Raw genomic sequence first — 19,941 nt, 5'->3', positions numbered from 1 at the left:
TGCCACCAGTTAACCCTATACAACCCAAAAAATGAGCAGCACAAAAAGCTTCAATAGCAATTATATTATCGGCATTTCCTTTATTTCGGCATTAGGCGGCTATTTATTCGGGTTCGATTTTGCGGTGATATCCGGCGCATTGCCCTTTCTGCGTACGCAATTTGCGCTTACCGATGTAAGCGAAGGTTTCCTTACCGGCTCATTGGCTTTAGGCTGTATAGTAGGCTGCCTGCTAGCCGGCAATATTGCCGACAAATATGGCCGTAAGCCGGGGCTTATCATAGCGGCGCTCATTTTTGCCGTTTCTTCTATAGGCATAGCGTTCTCACCATCGCTTGCCTATTTTTTGGTATTGCGATTCGCAGCCGGCATCGGCGTGGGCATGGCATCTATGCTTTGTCCCATGTACATTGCCGAGGTTTCGCCTGCAGAGGTGCGCGGGCGTAACGTGGCCATCAACCAGCTTACGGTGGTAATCGGCATTTTGGTTACCAATCTGGTCAACTATTTTCTGGCAGACCACGGCGCAGATTCCTGGCGCTGGATGTTTGGCCTGGGTGCGGTGCCCTCGGCTATATTTCTGATAGGCGTTACCTGGCTGCCCGAGAGCCCAAGGTGGCTGATGAAGGCCGGGCAGACGGAAAAAGCCATGGCCATCCTCAACAAAATCGGCTCTCCCGATTTCGTGGAATCCACATTCAAGGCGGTAAAGAAATCGTTGGAGGGTTCTACCAAGCAATCTTACGCCATGGTGTTCGAGAAGGCCGTGCGCCCTGCCGTGGTGGTGGGTATCACCCTGGCGGTGTTCCAGCAATTTTGTGGCAGCAATATACTTTTCAATTATGCGTCTACTATTTTTAAAGAGGCAGGTTCCAGCGTTGATCATCAATTGCTTGAGACGGTTTTCATTGGGGTAGTGAACCTCATATTTACCGTGTTAGCTATGTTTATGGTTGATAAATTAGGCAGGCGGCCACTGATGCTAATCGGCTCGATAGGCTTATCGGTATCGTTTATCGTGCTGGCCTTTTTACTGCAGAGCCATGCGCCGGTGCTGCTGTTGTCTATAGTGGTGCTATCGGCCATCAGCGTGTACTCTTTTACCCTGGCCCCGGTTACCTGGGTGCTCATCTCAGAGATATTCCCCAACAAAATACGCGGCGTGGCCTCCTCGGTAGCTATCGTATCGCTTTGGCTGGCCTATTTCATACTCGTATTTACATTCCCCATACTGGCTAATCACCTGGGCACCTATGGTCCGTTTTACCTGTACGCAGGTATCTGCTTCGCGGGTTTCCTGTTCGTAAAGGCGAAAGTGAAAGAAACCAAGGGCCAAACTTTAGAAGAGTTGGAAGATAATTTAGTAAGACATTAACATCATACAGCAAATGCAAAATTCATCTGTTTCCGTTTGGGAAGAGCAAGTCATAATCCCTACCTACGGCGTAGGCAAGCCCGATAAAAACCCCATGTTTTTCGAAAAACGGGTTTACCAGGGCAGCAGCGGCGTAGTGTATCCCAACCCGGTAATCGAAAAAATTGCCGACGAGAAGGAGGATAAAGCCTACACCGGCTTGTTTCTAGAGAACAAGTACATCAAGGTGATGATACTGCCGCAATTGGGCGGCCGCATCCAAACCGCATACGATAAAATAAAGCAACGCCATTTCATTTACCATAACCAGGTGATAAAGCCGGCATTGGTTGGCCTCACCGGTCCCTGGATTTCGGGCGGTATCGAGTTCAACTGGCCGCAGCACCATCGCCCAAGCACTTTCGACCCGGTAGATTACCGGCTGGAAGAGCATGCCGACGGCAGCAAGACCGTTTGGGTAAACGAGTTGGAGCGCATGTTCCACACCCGTGGAATGGCCGGCTTTACCCTGCATCCGGATACGGCCTATATCGAAATAAAAGCGAAGCTGCTGAACCGCTCGGTCCTGCCGCAAACTTTTTTATGGTGGGCTAACCCTGCCGTTAAGGTGAACGACTATTACCAGTCGGTTTTCCCGCCGGATGTAAACGCAGTGTTCGACCACGGCAAGCGCGATGTTTCGGATTTCCCAATCGCCACGGGCACTTATTACAAGGTAGATTATTCGCCGGGTACGGATATATCGATGTATAAGAATATCCCGGTGCCTACATCTTACATGGCCATCAATTCAGATTATGATTTCGTGGGCGGATACGAGCACGACAGTCAGGCCGGCCTGCTACACGTGGCCAACCACCATGTATCGCCCGGCAAAAAACAGTGGACCTGGGGCCACAGCGATTTCGGCCAGGCCTGGGACAGGAACCTTACTGATGAGGATGGTCCGTACATAGAACTGATGACGGGTGTATTTACCGATAACCAGCCCGATTTCAGTTGGCTGATGCCCAACGAGGAAAAAACCTTTACCCAGTACTTTTTGCCCTACCGCGAGTTGGGCATGGTAAAGAATGCTTCGAAAGATATATTGCTGGCCCTAAGCAAAGAGGGGGAAACCCTCAACCTTAAAGTGCAGGTAACATCGGCGCAAGATAATCTGCATATCAGCCTCGCGCATAGGGGCGAAGAATTGTTCGCGCACACCGGCACGCTTACGCCGGAGGTAATTTTTGTAAAGCAATTGCCCGTTGACGCCCGCCTGAACGAGCAGGAATTATTGGTGATTATCACCAAGGACAACCGTGAGGTCCTCCGTTACGAGCCCGCCAAAAACAAGCAGAATGAAATGGCCATCCCGGCGAAACCAGCCTTGGAGCCTGCCGACGTGGAGAGCGTGGAGCAATTGTTTTTAACCGCGCAGCATTTAGAGCAATACCGCCATGCCACGTTTTCGCCGGTGCCTTATTACGAGGAAGCCCTGCGCCGCGAGCCGGGCGATATCCGCAACAACAATGCGCTGGGCAAATGGTATATCCGCAAAGGGCAATTCGCCAAAGCCGAAGCATTTTTGCGCAAAGCCGTAGAGACCAGCATACAGCGTAACCCCAACCCTTACGATAGCGAACCATACTACAACCTGGGCCTTTGCCTAAAATATCTGGACAAACCGGACGAAGCCTACACCGTCTTCTATAAATCAACCTGGAGCAACGCCTGGAAGGATAGTGGCTTTTTCGAAGTGGCCAAAATAGATATGGCCCGCGGGCATTTTGCCCTGGCGCTCGACCATATCAACCAATCATTAGACCGCAACGCCAACAACAGCAAGGCTTACGTAGTGAAAATTGCTGCCCTGCGCAAATTGAAACAATTGGATAAGGCTTTTGCTATTGCCGATGCTGCGCTGGAGCGAGATAGCTTCAACCTGGGTGTGATTTTCGAAAAAGTACAGATTTATAATGCCACAGGCAATGCTGAAAAGGCCACTGAATGCCTCGATACCCTACTGATTCTTAGCCGTAACGATGACCAGAATTTTATAGAATACGCGCTCGATTATGCATCGGCCGGCTTATATGCCGAGGCTGCCGAGTTGTTACAACTGACGCTGAAAAGCACCGGCAACAATGCCATAGTGTACTACACGCTTGGTTACCTCGATCATAAAAGCGGTCTACAAGCCGAAGCAAAGGAATGGTTCCTAAAAGCTGCCGCTACCGCCCCATACCTATGTTTCCCTAATCGTTTGGATGAGGTAAAGATATTGCAATTAGCTATGGAGGTAAATCCATCAGATGCCCGCGCACCTTACTATTTGGGTAACCTGTTTTACGATAAACGCCAGTACGATGACGCGCTTGGCAACTGGGAAAAAGCGGCTAAGCTGGATGACAAGTTCCCTACCGTGTTCCGCAACCTGGCTATCGCTTATCATAACAAGCAAAACGATGCCGAAAAGGCGCTGAAATATTTCGAGAAAGCCTTCGCGCTGGATACCACCGATGCCCGGGTATTGATGGAGTTGGATCAGCTGTACAAACGATTGAATTACCCGCCCGCCACGCGCCTGAAATTTCTGGAAGATTATCCGGAAGTTGCCGCCCAGCGCGATGATGTTTACCTGGAACGCGTAACGCTTTACAACCTGCTGGGCCAATACGATAGCGCGTTGAACCTGCTGATGCAACGCCAGTTCCATCCTTGGGAGGGGGGCGAGGGCAAAGCATCGGGGCAATATGTATTTAGCCTGATGCAGTTGGCCAGGCAGCACATTGAAGAAGGTAGTTTCGAGGATGCTATTGTAAATCTTAACCGGGCCAAAAGCTATCCGCATAATCTTGGCGAGGGCAAGCTCTTCGGTACGCAGGAAAACGATATCGACTATTGGCTGGGTTGCGCCTATGAAGGCCTTGGCCGGGCGGAAGAAGCAAAAGCCAGCTTCGTTGCATCAACCGTTGGCCTTGATGAGCCATCCGCCGCCGTGTTCTACAACGACCAGCAACCCGATAAGATATTTTATCAGGGCCTCAGTTGGGTCAAACTCGGCGATAAGGAACGGGCGAAAAGCATCTTTAGCAAGTTGCTGGCTTATGGCAAGGCGCACGAGAACGACGAGGTGAAGATAGATTACTTCGCAGTATCGCTGCCCAACCTCCTCATTTTTGATGACGACCTTAACCTGCGCAACGTTTGTCATACCAACTTTTTGCAGGGCCTGGGCCTGCTTGGTCTTGATGAGCTGGATGCCGCCAAAGAAATGCTTACCAAAGTATCGTTGATGGATGCAGCCCACGCCGGGGCCTTAATCCATTTAGAGATGGCAAAGAAACAATTAAACGTATCCAGCTACTAAGAAAATCATCCCCCAAACCATAAGTAATAGCCATTGCGAATGGTACCTGTGGAGCCGCGATGCTTCACCGGCGGGGAGCTTTTATGTACATTTTAACGATAAACGATAAGATATGTATTTATTCCATACCCTAAAAAGAGCTTCGGCTTTGTTGATTGCAGGCTGCTTTTTTGTCGCAACGCAGGTCAGTGCGCAAGTGATTACTATACCTGTAGAGACCGCGCACCACGCTGTGTTATTGCAGGTTGATGAGGCAAAAAGTCTCAGCACCGTTTACTTCGGCAAGAAATTGGCGGACGTGAGCGGGTATAAAGATGTGGCCGCCATGTACAAATTCGCGGCGGATTATAGCGGCGTGCTTAACTCGGCATATACCCCTGCGGGTTCGCGTAACCTTGCCGAGCCTGCCATTGCGGTAACCCATGCAGACGGCAACATGTCGCTTGACCTGAAATATGTCAGGCACCAACTGACGAAGATAGACGAGGATGTGGCCCTGCTCAGCATAAACCTGAAGGACCCTGTTTATAACCTGGAGGTAACGCTTTATTACAAAATCTATTTTAAAGAGGATGTGGTGGAGCAATGGAGCGCCATCAAAAACCTGGAGAAAGGCAACATCACGCTGCAGAAATTTGCCTCGGCAAATTTATACGTGCAGGCCAAAAGCTATTGGCTAAGGCAGTACCACGGCGATTGGGCCAAAGAGATGCAGCCCGAGGAGAAGGAACTGAGCCACGGCATCAAGGTGTTGGATAGCAAGCTGGGTACCCGCGCCAATCTGTTCCAGCCATCGGTATTTATGGTGTCGCTGGATAAGCCTGCATCCGAGGATGAGGGTACCGTGCTCTACGGTTCGCTGGAGTGGAGCGGCAACTTCCGCATCGATCTGGAGGTAGACCCACAGGATAACCTGCGCATCATCGCCGGGATAAACAACTACGCATCACCATACGTACTTAAACCAACCGAGGAATTCACGACGCCGCCATTCCTCTACACCTTTTCGGATAAAGGCAAAGGCGATGCCAGCCGTAAATTGCAACGCTGGGCCCGCGAGTATAAACTACTCGATGGCAAAGGCACGCGCTTAACCTTGCTGAACAATTGGGAAGCAACGGGGTTCGATTTCAACGAAAATAAGCTGAAGGAAATACTAAAAGACACCAAAAAATTGGGCGTAGATATGTTTTTGCTGGACGACGGCTGGTTCGGCAACAAATTCCCCCGTAATGACGACCATGCCGGTCTGGGCGACTGGCAAGAAAACGTAAAGAAATTGCCTAACGGCATCGCTTCGTTGGTGCAGGAATCCCAAAACACGGGCGTAAAATTCGGGATATGGATAGAGCCGGAGATGGTGAACCCCCAAAGCGAGCTATATAAAAAACATCCCGATTGGGTAATTAAACAAGCGGGCCGCTCCGAATATTATTTCCGTAACCAGTTGGTGCTGGATCTGGCTAACCCCAAAGTGCAGGATTTCGTTTACGGCATCGTCGATTCACTTTTTATCAAAAGTCCCGCCCTTGCCTATATCAAATGGGATTGCAACGCGGTTATTTATAATGCCTACTCGACTTACCTCAAAAAGGACCAGTCGCAGTTTTATGTAGATTACGTAAAGGGGCTGTACAAGGTGCTGAAACGCATCCGCGCCAAATACCCTACTGTGCCCATGATGCTGTGCAGCGGCGGTGGCGGCCGGGTTGACTATGGTGCCCTGCAATACTTCACCGAGTTTTGGCCAAGCGATAATACCGACCCATTGGAGCGCATTTTTATGCAGTGGGAGTACTCGTATTTCTACCCCGCAATGGCCACCGCCAACCACGTAACCGACTGGGGCAAACAACCGCTTAAATTTCGCGTGGATGTTGTCATGATGGGCCGCCTCGGGTTCGATATCGTAATCGGCAAATTATCAGGCAATGACCTTGCCTTTTGCCAGCAGGCCGTTAAGACCTACGATAAACTCAAACCTATCATCTTCCAGGGCGACCAGTACCGTTTATCAGACCCGGTTACCGAAAGCGTAGCCTCAGTATTATATGTAGATACCGCCAAGACATCGGCCGTGGTATTCAATTACCTGGTGAACAACCGTTACGGGCAGGGCAACAAGCTCCCCATCAAACTTAAGGGCCTCGATGCGGCGAAACGCTACAGCCTGCAGGAAGTGAATCTGTATCCCGGCGCAAGCTCGCCCTTAGATGGCAAAAAAAACTATACGGGCGATTTCCTCATGACCGTAGGCTTCGACCCGGGCATCAATACTTATAAAACCAGCTCAGTCGTCCGCCTTGTCGAGGTAAAATAGTGTCAACTTGTAACCGTGAATCGTGTCAAGAAAGTTTAGCATGGTTTAATATTATCCACTATCTTGAACTTTAAAATAAAACCAATTATGATCAATAGCCCGGCCGCCATATCGTACCAAAAATGGGGTGAACACGCGGAGCAGCCGGTTTTTCTCTTCAGGCTGGGCAACAGCATGGGTGCGTACGTGGAGCTGTGCAACTACGGCGCAACGCTGGTTTCTGCTGTGGTGCCTGATAAGAATGGCAATTTTGGGAACGTGGTTTTGGGCTACCCATCGTTGACCGGCTACATAAACGACGAGTGTTACCTGGGTGCCACCATTGGGCGATTTGCCAATCGCGTAGGTGGCGCGGCATTTGAATTGGATGGCACGGTTTATCAACTGCAGGCGAACGATAAGGGCAATACAAATCATGGTGGATGGGATGGATTTAATAGTAAAGTGTTCGCTTACGAGTTAGGCGAGAATAGCGTAACGTTTATTTGCCGAAGCCCAGATGGCGAGGGAGGGTTCCCAGGCAACCTTGAGCTTTCCGTTAGTTATCGTTTTACGGACGATAATGAGCTTCGCATCCACTTTAACGCCGTTACCGATAGAACTACCGTAGCCAATTTTACAAATCACGCTTATTTTAACCTGGCGGCGAAGTCGGGCAGTATTTTAGGGCATAAGTTAAAAGTACATGCCCAAAATATGCTGGATACGGATGCAGCCCATATACCCACCGGGTTAATAAAACCTACGGGCAGCAAAGCCTGGAACGGCGATCCCGTAGGCAACAAAATGAATAGCGACGGGCATGCAACCACCGGTTTCAATTATTGCTACCTGTTGGATAGTGCCGAATCATTAAAGTCCGCCGCCGAATTAATGGACGATAAAAGCGGCCGCAGGCTGGAAGTCACTACCACTTACCCATCGGTAATGGTTTATACCGGCGATTACCTCAGCAGCAATTGCGAGGGTAATTTTGGCCGACCGTATCAGCCGCTCGATGGCCTTTGCCTGGAATGCCAGTACTATCCCGATAGCCCGAACCACGCGCATTTCCCCTCCACGGTACTCCACCCAAGCGAAAAGTACGACCAAACTATTGTTTATAAATTCGGGGTGATTGGGTAATATTCAAAGCCTCTGTCTAATCATCCAATTGTTGCAGGCACACTCAATAAGCGGTATCCATGCGTTGTTGTTAAAGTATCTTCCCAAAAAATGCTTAGGTCGTAATATTGTCTATCTAAAATTAATGGCTGTTTAAAACTGGAACGAGGTTCCTTAGCCGCGTTATGCGTTCGGCCCAGGCGCCCAATTTTTAAAATTCGATACGGCTAAAACGTTTCGACTTGCATTTTAAAGCAATCCGGAAGGTTGCCTTTACCTCGAATCGGAAAAATTAAAAGGGGCTGTCGGAGTCTTCGGCCTCTCAAAAAAGCTACAGATGTCGCCGCGCGCCTGGGTTTGACATGCCCTTGCCTAACGCTGCAAAATCCACAAGAATATGCCTTTTACGGTTACCTATACGCTTGATTGCGCGGATTTTGCAAACGCCTCCTCCAATATTAACCACGAGATTGGTGCCTGTAATTGTTTCGTTAACTTCGGCATGCGGGCAAACCCGTGTAAATAGCCGCAGGTATCTAACGTCTGCAGATGGTGAAAATTAAAAAAGCGGTGTCGCGTGGCCCGGATGTTTTGCGTAAGGCACATTGACGTTGGTCCTTGTAGGCGGGCACGCTACGCAGCTAACGCAGGATGAGTAAATCCCTGCTTTGTATTGCCCCGGCCGCCGCGATGTATTATCTTCCAAAAAAATCAAAAATCAGAATATTGTCTATCTATTTTGGAAGTCAATCCATTTTTTAAACGCGTTGTGCGCTATACATTTACAAAACCAATTATTAACTAAAGACATAAAGTATGTAAAAAATTCGACTCTTATATCTAAGGGGAAGCGCGTAAACTTTTCATTCCAACCGGGTTAATTCATTAACCCCAATTAGGTTGGCATGTTTCAGCATTTGATATTTTGGGCTACAGCCTACCCCAGCTACAATCCAGTGTACCAACCAAACTGATTGACCAAACCCGATTGACTTAAAATAAATTTTATGACCAAAACTTTATGAACCAACCTTACCTAATCAACAAAATACTTTTAAAGGAGTATGCAAAGCTCTTAAGGTACTGCCAGTGGCGCTGTCTGATGCTTTTTGCCCTTTGCATGTTCTTCGGTACCGCGTTTGCGCAAACCGCCAAAATTACGGTAACCGGTAAAGTAACCGATACCACCGGCGTTACCCTGCCGGGCGTTAGCGTAGCCGTTGTAAACAATAACAAACTGGGTACGCAAACAGATGTTAACGGCCGCTTTATATTAGAAGTTTCAGACGGGGCACAGCTGCGTATTTCTTACGTAGGTTTCAAACCCCAAACCATCATCGTGTCGGCAACAAATAACAACCTTACCATACAGCTTAGCGAGAGCAAAGGCCAGTTAGATGAGGTTGTGGTAACCGCCTTCGGTAAAAAGGAGCGTAAAGAAGCGCTCGTGGGCTCGGTTACCAGTATAAAACCCAGCGAACTGAAAATACCCGCCAGTAACTTAACCGCTGCATTGGCGGGGCAGGCGGCAGGTATAGTGGCTTACCAACGCAGCGGTCAACCGGGGCAGGATAATGCCTCGTTCTTCGTGCGTGGGGTAACTACTTTCGGTTACAAACAAGATCCCCTTATTTTGATAGATAACGTAGAGCTCACCACATCAGACCTTGCCCGTTTGCAGGTTGATGATATCGCCAGCTTCTCTATATTAAAGGATGCCAGTGCAACCGCCCTTTACGGCGCACGTGGTGCAAACGGCGTTATTCTGGTGAGCACCAAGGAAGGTAAAGTAGGTCCGGCAAAAATCAATTTCCGGTCGGAATATTCTTCTTCGCTATCTACCCAAACACCGCAGATTGTGGATCCCATCGAATACATGAATTTGTATAACGAGGCATCCCTCACCCGCGACCCTGCCTTGCCTTTGCCATTCCCGCAAAGCAAGATCAACAACACACAAAATACCATCAACGGCGGCCCCGGCGCAAACCCCTACGTTTACCCGGCGGTGGATTGGCTGAAGATGCTGTTCAACAAAAGGGCAACCACGCAGCGCAATAACTTAAGCGTAAACGGCGGTAATGAGTTTGCTCGTTATTATATAACGGGTACTTACAACCAGGATAATGGCGTGCTGAAAACCGATGTGCGCAACAATAATAACAACAACGTAAGCTTCAAGAATTATCAGCTGCGCTCTAACATCAACCTAAACCTTACCAAAACTACCGAGGTTGTGGTGAGGCTATCGGGTACGTTCAATGAGTACGCCGGGCCAATCACTGCCGATGGTTCGTTTGCATCTGACCTTTATAATATAGCTATCCACACCAGCCCGGTGCTTTTTCCGGCTTTTTATCCTGCCGATGCGGCCAACCAGAACGCACAGCATATCCTTTTCGGGAACGTGGGCCAGGCCGATGGTGCCAGCAGCAACAATATATTATATAATAACCCTTACGCTGCTTTGCTGAGGGGGCACAAGAATTTTTCAGAATCGAGAATGTCGGCCCAGTTGGAGCTGAACCAGAATCTGAATTTCGTAACAGATGGGCTTAAGTTTCGTTCGCTGTTCAATACCAACAGGCATTCTTATTTCGATTCGCAATTGGCCTACAGCCCCTTTTATTATAATGTAGGTTCGTACGATAAGGTAACAGACCAGTACACGCTATCCTGGCTCAACCCTCAGCCGACTGGCTATAACGTAGCGCAGGAATACCTGTCGTACTCCAAGAATGAGCCGAATGCCGATACTTTCCTGTACCTGCAAACAGCACTCGATTACAACAAACAGCTTGGCGACCATAATATCAATGCCACGTTGATAGGTACAGTGCAACAAACCGTTTACTCTAGCCAGAAGGATCCAAAGACGAATACCACCACCCTTCAATACTCATTGCCTTTCCGCAACCTGGGCCTTGCCGGTAGGTTAACCTATGGTTTCAAAAGCAAATACTTTATAGAGGGTAACTTTGGCTACAACGGGTCCGAGCGTTTCAATGCTGCGCACCGGTACGGTTTCTTCCCAACCATCGGCGGTTCGTGGGTGGTATCTAACGAGAAATTCTGGAACCCTGATATCATCCAGCGTTTAAAGATACGCGCAAGCTACGGTTTGGTGGGTAACGATGCCATTGGCCAGCAGCGCTTCTTCTACCTGTCTGATGTGAACTTTACCAACGGCCCCAATTACTCGCAGTTTGGTTTCAACAACTCGTACGAGCGTAAGGGCGTTTTCATCAACAGCTACGAAAACAACAACATCACCTGGGAAACATCAAGGCAAACCAACTTAGCGGTAGAGTTTACCGTGCTGAAGAACCTAAGCGTGATTGCCGAGATTTACAAAAACCATCGTTACGATATCCTGCGCCAGCGTTTGGTGCCATCAAGCGAGGGCTTCGAATCGGCCATCAGCTCTAACTTAGGGGTGGTAGATTCTAAGGGCCTCGATCTTTCTGCAGATTACAAGGCAAGCTTCAGCAATGGTGCCTGGGCATCATTCAGGGGTAACTTCACGTATTCTACCAACAAGTACACCTATATAGAAGAGCCCAATTACAACGAACCGTGGAGGCACTTCATAGGCCAGCCCATCAGCCGTGGTTACGGTTATGTGGCCGAGCGTTTATTCGTGGATGATCAGGAAGCACGCAACTCGCCATCGCAGGTATTCAGCGGTACCGGCATAGCCCCTAAAGGCGGCGACATCAAATACCGCGATTTGAACAACGACGGCAAGATAGATAACCTGGACCTTACCTTCCTGGGCTATCCGCAAACGCCGGAGATTGTTTACGGTTTCGGTTTCTCTACCGGTTACAAAGGCTTCGATTTATCGGCCTTCTTCCAGGGGCAGGCCAGGGTATCGTTCTTCGTAGATCCTAACCGCGTTAGTCCCTTCATCCCAAGCCCCGATGCCTACGTTTATGGCAATACGCAGGTGCTGAAAGAATTTGCTGATAGCCACTGGAGCGAAGAGAACCAAAACCTTTACGCCGCTTACCCAAGGCTGGGCACTACAAGGGCAGTTATAGAGAATAATCTGCAGCCAAGCACCTGGTGGCTGCGCGATGCCAGCTTCCTGAGGCTGAAATCGCTGGAGATTGGCTACACGCTGCCCGTGCGTTTAGCAAAATCATTAAAGCTTACCAACTTAAGGATATATTTCAACGGTTTGAACCTGGTTACCTGGAGCCCCTTCAAGATGTGGGATCCCGAACAGGGCGGCAATGGATTTGCTTACCCTATACAAAAGGTGTTCAACATTGGTATTAACGTGAATTTATAACCCTAACCGATTTAAAAAGAGACGATATGAGACCATATTATAAATTTATACTGATGGCTGTATTATGCATTTCGGGCGTGTCGTGCAAGAAATACCTGGATGTAGCGCCTGATAACGTTGGTACGCTGGATTATGCTTTCCGTAACCGCAATGAGGCGGAGAGCTATCTGTTTAGTTGTTATTCTACCATGCAGCAAATGAACAACGTCATTTACGATGCAGGGTTCACCACCTCGTCGGAGATTGTGTACCCAAACAACCTTACCGCCAACTTCTTCGATCAAAGCGGCTTCAACCTTATCAGGGGCGTGCAAAGCACAGGCTCGCCGGTACTCAATTACTGGGGCGGCAACGTGGGCAGCGTAAACCTATTCCAGGGCTTGCGCCGATGCAACACCATGCTGGAAAATATAGATAAGCCCATAGATCTGAGCGCACCCGAGAAACAGCGCTGGATTGCCGAGGTGAAATTCCTGAAGGCATTTTACCACTACTATTTAATAAGGATGTACGGGCCGGTTATACTAATCGATAAGAGCTTCCCGATAGATGCGCCAACCGATTCACTGAAACGCAAACGCTCATCTACCGATGAATCTTTCAATTACGTGGTGAAGTTGCTGGATGAAGCCATCCCCAACCTGCCGCCTACCATAGAGAACCAGGCTAAAGAGTTTGGCCGTATTACCAAATTCATCGCTATGTCGGTAAAGGCCGAGGTTTTGGCAACTGCCGCCAGCCCGCTGTTCAACGGCAACCCCGATTACGCCAGCTTTACCGACCGTGCCGGCAAGCACCTTTTCTCGGCTAATTATGATCCCACCAAATGGAAAACAGCCGCCGATGCCGCAAAAGCCGCGATAGTAGAATGCGAGGCCAGGGGCCTTCACCTGAACACTACTGCACCTACCACGGGCGTAAGCAGCGCATCAGACGAAATGAAGCGGGTGCTAACGCTACAGTCTGCCGTTACCGGCAAATGGGAGCAGAACCCCGAACTGATATGGGCGCTTAACTACGGTTTCGGTTACCAGGGCTTCGTTATACCAAAGCTTACCAGCGCAGCGGTGGGCATGGCAAATACCTATCCATCAAATTGGGCGGTACCTATCAGCGAGTCTGATTTATTCTACAGCAACAAGGGCGTGCCTATTGGCGAGGATAAAACCTTCGATTATAATGGCCGCTTTACGCCACAGGCCGGCGACGATGCCAACAAGCATTATGTAAGGCAGGGTTACGAAACAGCCAAAGGCAACCTTAACCGCGAGCCGCGCTTTTACGCCAGCATCGGTTTCGACGGCGGCATATGGTTCGGCAACGGCAAGGTTACCGAGGCCGATGCGCCTTACGTGCAGGCGCGTGGTATATTTGCTACCGCAGGGCCAAAAAGCTTCAACTCTACCAACATTACCGGTATATGGCCAAAAAAACTAGCTAACTACCAAACCGTAATGGACCAAACCTTCGATGTGATCAACTACCAGTTGCCCTTGATCAGGTTATCGGGCCTATACCTTTTATATGCCGAAGCATTGAACGAAGCCGAAGGGCCGAGTGCGGAAGTATATACATATATAGATAGGGTGCGCGCGAGGGCCGGCCTGGAAGGCGTGCAGAGTGCCTGGGCCAATTACTCTAAAACCCCCGGTAAAGCCTTGTCAAAAGATGGCTTACGCCAGATTATACACCAGGAGCGCAGGATAGAGCTTGCTTTTGAAGGCCAGATAGGCTGGGATTTGCGCAGATGGAAAGAACTGCAGGAAGTGTTGAGCAAACCACTGCAAGGCTGGAACATCAACGAAACAAGTTCTGCCGCTTACTATCGCCCATCAACTGTTGTGATACCAGTATTCGGCGTGAAGGATTATTTGTTCCCTATTGCTACGCAGGATATCATCATCAACGAAAACCTTACCCAGAACCCTTACTGGTAGGCGGTAGAATCTTAACCATATGTTGGCATTGAAAAAATTAAAATACGAATTATGAAAAAGATATATAAACGCAGCTGCCTTGCATGCCTCTTGCTGGCATCGGTGATGCTCATGATGTTCGCGCCCTCTTGCAAAAAGGCCGAATCAAACATCCAGGTGGTATCTACAGATCAAACCAAGCCAGGGCCGGTAACCAATGTTAAGGTAGAGAACCTAAACGGCGCGGCAAGGCTCACTTACACCCTGCCCGATTCAAAAAACCTGCTGTACGTTTTGGCCAGGTACGATATTAATGATAGCCGCACCAGGGAAACCAAAGCCAGCTATTATACCGATACCATCGTAGTAGATGGTTTTGCGAAAGCTAAAGAGTACACCGTTACTTTATATGCGGTAAGCAGGGCCAACGTAATGTCGGATCCGGTTACGGTTAAAGTAAACCCCGCTACGCCCAACTATGAACTGATTAACAAAAACCTGGCTATCACGCCCGACTTTGGCGGGGCAAACTTCTTTGGACTCAACCCCAATAAAGTTCCGGTAGCTGTGCACATCCTTTCGTTCAACTCAACCACCAATAAGTACGACGAGCAGGAACCTACCTATTTGGCCGGTGATACAGTAAACGTATCGGCACAGGGTTTCCCTGCATTGCCGCAAAAATTCGGTGTGTTCGTTACCGATAGGTTCGGCAACGTATCTGATACCATCTTCAAAACTTTGACGCCATTGTTTGAGGTAACACTGGATAAAAAGAAGTTCTCTACCTACCACCTGGCCACAGATAGCCCTATTGGTTATGGTTGGGAGTTCAGGAATTTCTTTGACGACAACCTGGGCGATCCGGGATGGCACACCACTAGCAACCCTTTGAAGATAGGCAGCATTAGCCTCGGCGTAACGGCCAAGATAAGTCGCGTAAAGCTGTACAACAGGCTGCCCGATATCTACGGCTACCAAAATACCCGCCAATTCACCATCTGGGGTTCGCTAAAAGATGCGCCTGCAGATTATGCTGCGTGGCCCGCTACCGTAACGCCGGTTGGCACGGTACTAGGCGATTGGGTTAACATGGGCAACTTTGTGTTCCCTAACCCGCCTTCGGGCTTGCTGCCGGGCCAGGCCAATGCCGCCGATATCGCTTTCGGTGCCGCCGGGGTCGATTTCAAGATGCCGAATACTGCGCCCAAGGCCAAGTTTATCCGTTTCCAGTGTACGCAAACCTGGGCGGGGCTCGATTATGTCAACGCGAAGGAGATTACGTTATTCGGCGATCCTACACAGTAAACTTTAACATATAATTTAAAAAGATGAAAAAGATTTTCTACATCATTGCTTTCCTGGTAGTATGCGTTATTGCAGCTGCGTGCAGGAAATATGCCGATGACTATAAGAGCTTCCTGGATAACCACGAAGTTACTTACCCGGGCCTGGCATCGGGCGTGGGCTACCGCGCGGGCAACCTGCGCGCTGTACTGGTATGGCACCCCAGCCCCGATCCCAGCATCAAGAATTACCGCGTGAGCTGGAACAACAACGCCGATTCGGTGGTGGTAGAAGCGACAAGCCATAGCCCCGGCGATTCCATCAAGGTATCCATCCCTAACCTTAAGGAATATGTGTACAGCTTCAGGATTATCGCCCGCGATAATAGCGGCAACGCATCGGTAGGGCAGGACCTTAATAACGTGCGTGTGTACGGGCCTATATATCAGTCTACACTGCTTAACCGTGGTTATAATATAGCAAACCCGTACATGGTGCGCCCTGATGGTTCGGTGGACCTTAATTTTATACAGCCTGATAGCGGTAACGTATCTACCTCGATAGAATACAGTACCAATACCGGCGGGTTAAAAACCGTAACCTTGATGCCTAAAAACAACACCATCAATTTGCCTGATTTTAAATTTGGAACGGTGGTAAATTATCAATCGAGCTATGTACCGGCAGCCAATTCGGCAGATGTATTTACTACGCTGGAAAAAGCTACTTTCCCAACCATAAGATTTATTGCCATATGTGATAAATCGTTGTTTAGGGAGAACCCTTTACCTGGCGATGCGGGGATCTATGACTCCAACACCACGGTACGCAAATTGTGGGATGGATCGGTTGGCCCGCAGGGTTACCCGGATGTATTCCACAGCGATGGCAGCCATGGCATGCCGCATGCAATAACTTTTGATATGGGTAAAGTGTATAAACAGCTTACATCGGTAGAAGAAACCGGGCGCAGCTGTTGCAATAACCCCGACCAGTTTGAAATTTGGGGGATAGCGGATATTACCGGTGCAGAAACAAGCCTGTCGCCGCGCGATGGCGGATGGCCGGCCGAGATGATTGCCAAAGGATGGACACTGTTGAAAGACATACGCAGAACCGATGATGGCCAGAACACGCAGAAATTCGATTTCGGTACAGTTCCGCCGGTAAGGTACATCCGCGTACGCATCAAACACGTAACCACAAATGATAGCAATTACAGCAACATCAGCGAATTTACCTTCTGGAACGAAAAGGTTGATTAGCCACCATCAGGGCGATATTCACATTCTTGTTCATTTTAATGCAGGGCAACTGTTTTAAAGGTCAGAAGTATGAAGCTTAGAAAAATCGAGTAATTGGTGCTTTTATATATTGGGTGAATAGAAGCCGGCGGCGCAATAAGTGCCTGCCGGCTTTTTTGCGTGTACATATTATATATACTGGCAGGCCTTTTTCTGGCGATTGGTTGCCCGGTAATCCTGTTGTGCGTCTATACGTTGTCAGGCCTCAATCGCTCAACGCTGTTTGATTTTCGCAACTTTTTGTTTGATTGGCGATATCGGTTGCCTTAGTACGGCGCTAACTTTACTTTAATTAACAATGGCCCTTGAAGGGCGCGATAGTCAACAATATGCCACCGGCTTTGTTATGCACAAGCCGCTAAGGGCAAAAAACTCCAAATAATGAGCACTACGGATAATCAACAATCAGATTCCATTTTCCCGCAAGGTGATAGCGCCCCGGCAGACTACTTTACCGGCCAGGCATGGGTGAAAGTTTTGGTACCCAACGATGCCACGTTTAACAGCGTAATTGGCAACGTAGTATTTGAGCCGGGCACGCGCAATAACTGGCATACCCACCCCGGTGGGCAGATATTGCTTTGTACCGAAGGCACCGGCTATTACCAGGAAAAAGGCAAACCTATTCGGGTATTGCACAAAGGCGATGTGGTTACCATACCGCCCGATTTGGTGCATTGGCACGGCGCATCGCCCGATAGCCGGTTTACGCATATCGCCATCAGTACCAATACCCAAAATGGCGTGGTGATTTGGCTGGATAGGGTTACCGATGAGGAATACTACAGCATGATAAAATAAGGCGGCCGGCAACATACGAATGCGGCGGAGTATATATAAACCTTAAGATATAACAACATTATGGAGAAAAGGAATTTAGGCAGCGGCGGCCTCGAGGTATCGGCAATTGGCCTCGGCTGTATGGGCTTGAGCTTTGCCTACGGCCCTGCTACCGATACTAAAGATGCTGTAAAACTACTGCGGGCGGCTTTTGAGCGTGGGGTTACGTTTTTTGATAGTGCCGAGGCTTACGGCCCCAATGCCAACGAAGAATTGCTGGGCGAGGCGCTGCAACCGTTCCGCAATGAGGTAGTGATAGCTACTAAATTCGGTTTTAAGGATGGCATAGTGGCCCACGGCCTTGATAGCCGGCCCGAAAACATCAGGGCGGTTACCGAGGGCGCCCTTAAGCGCCTGCGTACAGATCGCATAGATCTTTTATACCAGCACCGCGTAGACCCCAACGTGCCTATAGAAGAGGTTGCCGGCACCGTGAAGGAGTTGATAGCCGAGGGCAAGGTGAAGTACTTCGGCATGTCGGAAGCCGGGGCGCAAACCATCCGCAAAGCACATGCCGTGCAGCCCGTATCTGCGCTGCAAAGCGAGTATTCGCTTTGGTGGCGCGAACCTGAAAATGAAATCATCCCTACGTTGCAGGAACTAGGTATCGGCTTTGTGCCTTTCAGTCCGCTGGGCAGGGGCTTCCTGACTGGGGCTATTAACGAGAATACCACATTCGATAAAAACGATTTCCGCAACACACTACCTCGCTTTGGTACCGATGCCCGCAAAGCCAACCAGGCCCTGGTAGATCTGCTTGGCCGGATAGCGGGGCAGAAGGATGCAACAACAGCGCAGATTGCGCTGGCCTGGCTGCTGGCGCAAAAATCATGGATAGTGCCTATCCCCGGTACCACCAAGCTGCAGAGGCTGGAGGAGAACCTAGGCGCAGCCAATGTGGTGCTCACGGCCGAGGATATTGGCCAAATTGAGGAAGCGGCCGCTCATATTACTATAGAAGGGGCGCGTTACCCGCAGCAAATGCAAGCCACCGTGGGGAAATAGTACCTGCACGGTGGGACAAAATTGGGACAAACGCCTCATACCGTTCTTTAAGGCTGATACTTTAAGATTGTTTTTAATCTTTGCGCTCTCATTTGTAGGCATAGCTTACTATTGTGATAAGGTTTAGGTTAAAGCCCCCAGGCAGCGAGTGCGAGGGGGCTTTTATTTTTTGGCCATTTTCGGCCGCTATGGGCAATCGAAGCCGTTTCGGGCATCAGGTTGGTTTATTCTCTCTATATTATATATAGCAATAATGTAGTAATGCTGCCTGTAAATAGGCCCCTTTTTTGTATATACGCAGCAGTAACGCCCCGCGCTTACTACCACATAGCGCTTTTAAGGGCAGATAACGCAAATTTTTAGCCCTCATCTACAGCGTGTTAAAACTACACTATGTAAATTATGTGCAAAGCATTTGCAAAAGCAAAAAAGCTACGTACCTTTGCATCCCGCAAACGAAATAGCGGGTTGTTCTCTGAAAAAATAAGCAACTAAAAATTAAAAAAATAAAGTTTGCAAATTCAACAAAGGTTAATACCTTTGCAGCCCGCAAAATAGGTAACGAAATTGCGGTTGTACATTGAAAAGCAAGCTTTAAAAATTAAAAAATAAAGTTTGCAAGTTAAAGGAAAGTAAGTACCTTTGCAGCCCGCCAAATCGGTAACGATTAGCGAATTGAAAAGGGAAAAACAAAGCAAGATTATTTAATAATAAAGTTTGCAAAATTCAAAAGGTTTTCTACCTTTGCAGTCCCAAAACGAGGGAGCGGAAATTAGAAATAAGGGAAGCAAAAAGCGTTAAAAAGTTAAGAGCAATTCTTAATAACAAAATATTGAAAGTTAAGCATCGCAATGATGTAACGACATATACCGGAACCGTGAGGCTAAGGGAACAAGTTCTTAAAAGAGATAGAAAATGAAATTATGCAGCGTAACGGCCGGAGGGTTGTTAAGCTGAGGAAAAGAAGCTTGAGATTGATAGAGGGATAATGTAAGAGAATATTTTTTTTTTACAGATTTCTATTGATTGAGTTTAATAGGGTCTGGATCAATAACAACACATTATACAATGGAGAGTTTGATCCTGGCTCAGGATGAACGCTAGCGGCAGGCCTAATACATGCAAGTCGGACGGGATT

General features: G+C 48.8%; 10 protein-coding genes and 1 rRNA gene. All 11 read left to right on the top strand.

What is annotated here, in order from left to right; genetic code table 11:
- Positions 1 to 31: 31 nt before the first annotated feature.
- Positions 32 to 1,375, top strand: a complete 1,344-nt coding sequence (locus AC1DXC_RS26520; RefSeq protein WP_477462198.1) for a sugar porter family MFS transporter — start codon at positions 32 to 34, stop codon at positions 1,373 to 1,375.
- 13 nt (positions 1,376 to 1,388) lie between these two features.
- Positions 1,389 to 4,730 carry a DUF5107 domain-containing protein gene (locus tag AC1DXC_RS26515; RefSeq protein ID WP_477462197.1) on the top strand — a complete coding sequence of 1,114 codons (3,342 nt, stop codon included), beginning with the start codon at positions 1,389 to 1,391 and terminating at the stop codon, positions 4,728 to 4,730.
- Between the two features lie 112 nt (positions 4,731 to 4,842).
- Positions 4,843 to 7,050 carry an alpha-galactosidase gene (locus AC1DXC_RS26510; RefSeq protein WP_477462196.1) on the top strand — a complete coding sequence of 736 codons (2,208 nt, stop codon included), beginning with the start codon at positions 4,843 to 4,845 and terminating at the stop codon, positions 7,048 to 7,050.
- A gap of 63 nt (positions 7,051 to 7,113) precedes the next feature.
- Complete coding sequence (locus AC1DXC_RS26505) at positions 7,114 to 8,175, top strand: aldose epimerase family protein (RefSeq protein ID WP_477462195.1); 1,062 nt, start codon at positions 7,114 to 7,116, stop codon at positions 8,173 to 8,175.
- A gap of 1,000 nt (positions 8,176 to 9,175) precedes the next feature.
- Complete coding sequence (locus tag AC1DXC_RS26500; protein ID WP_477462194.1) at positions 9,176 to 12,451, top strand: SusC/RagA family TonB-linked outer membrane protein; 3,276 nt, start codon at positions 9,176 to 9,178, stop codon at positions 12,449 to 12,451.
- Between the two features lie 26 nt (positions 12,452 to 12,477).
- Positions 12,478 to 14,388, top strand: a complete 1,911-nt coding sequence (locus AC1DXC_RS26495; RefSeq protein ID WP_477462193.1) for a RagB/SusD family nutrient uptake outer membrane protein — start codon at positions 12,478 to 12,480, stop codon at positions 14,386 to 14,388.
- A 51-nt stretch (positions 14,389 to 14,439) separates the two neighbouring features.
- A complete protein-coding gene (locus AC1DXC_RS26490) occupies positions 14,440 to 15,675 on the top strand; it encodes a DUF4959 domain-containing protein (protein WP_477462192.1) in 1,236 nt (411 codons plus the stop codon).
- A 23-nt stretch (positions 15,676 to 15,698) separates the two neighbouring features.
- A complete protein-coding gene (locus tag AC1DXC_RS26485) occupies positions 15,699 to 16,919 on the top strand; it encodes a DUF4998 domain-containing protein (protein WP_477462191.1) in 1,221 nt (406 codons plus the stop codon).
- Positions 16,920 to 17,339: 420 nt separating this feature from the next.
- Complete coding sequence (locus AC1DXC_RS26480) at positions 17,340 to 17,759, top strand: (R)-mandelonitrile lyase (protein WP_477462190.1); 420 nt, start codon at positions 17,340 to 17,342, stop codon at positions 17,757 to 17,759.
- 60 nt (positions 17,760 to 17,819) lie between these two features.
- Complete coding sequence (locus tag AC1DXC_RS26475) at positions 17,820 to 18,803, top strand: aldo/keto reductase (RefSeq protein WP_477462189.1); 984 nt, start codon at positions 17,820 to 17,822, stop codon at positions 18,801 to 18,803.
- Positions 18,804 to 19,868: 1,065 nt separating this feature from the next.
- Positions 19,869 to 19,941: ribosomal RNA gene (locus AC1DXC_RS26470) — 16S ribosomal RNA — on the top strand; the annotation flags it as partial.

It is taken from the genome of Mucilaginibacter sp. P2_D11, from assembly GCF_056404435.1.
This window is presented reverse-complemented; position numbering and strand designations above follow the sequence as displayed.

Bases quoted from the DNA above. Each gene is read 5' to 3' on its own strand.
- AC1DXC_RS26485 (WP_477462191.1), top strand. From the start codon at position 15,699: ATGAAAAAGATTTTCTACATCATTGCTTTCCTGGTAGTATGCGTTATT.
- AC1DXC_RS26490 (WP_477462192.1), top strand. From the start codon at position 14,440: ATGAAAAAGATATATAAACGCAGCTGCCTTGCATGCCTCTTGCTGGCA.
- AC1DXC_RS26510 (WP_477462196.1), top strand. From the start codon at position 4,843: ATGTATTTATTCCATACCCTAAAAAGAGCTTCGGCTTTGTTGATTGCA.
- AC1DXC_RS26480 (WP_477462190.1), top strand. From the start codon at position 17,340: ATGAGCACTACGGATAATCAACAATCAGATTCCATTTTCCCGCAAGGT.
- AC1DXC_RS26475 (WP_477462189.1), top strand. From the start codon at position 17,820: ATGGAGAAAAGGAATTTAGGCAGCGGCGGCCTCGAGGTATCGGCAATT.
- AC1DXC_RS26495 (WP_477462193.1), top strand. From the start codon at position 12,478: ATGAGACCATATTATAAATTTATACTGATGGCTGTATTATGCATTTCG.
- AC1DXC_RS26500 (WP_477462194.1), top strand. From the start codon at position 9,176: ATGAACCAACCTTACCTAATCAACAAAATACTTTTAAAGGAGTATGCA.
- AC1DXC_RS26515 (WP_477462197.1), top strand. From the start codon at position 1,389: ATGCAAAATTCATCTGTTTCCGTTTGGGAAGAGCAAGTCATAATCCCT.
- AC1DXC_RS26520 (WP_477462198.1), top strand. From the start codon at position 32: ATGAGCAGCACAAAAAGCTTCAATAGCAATTATATTATCGGCATTTCC.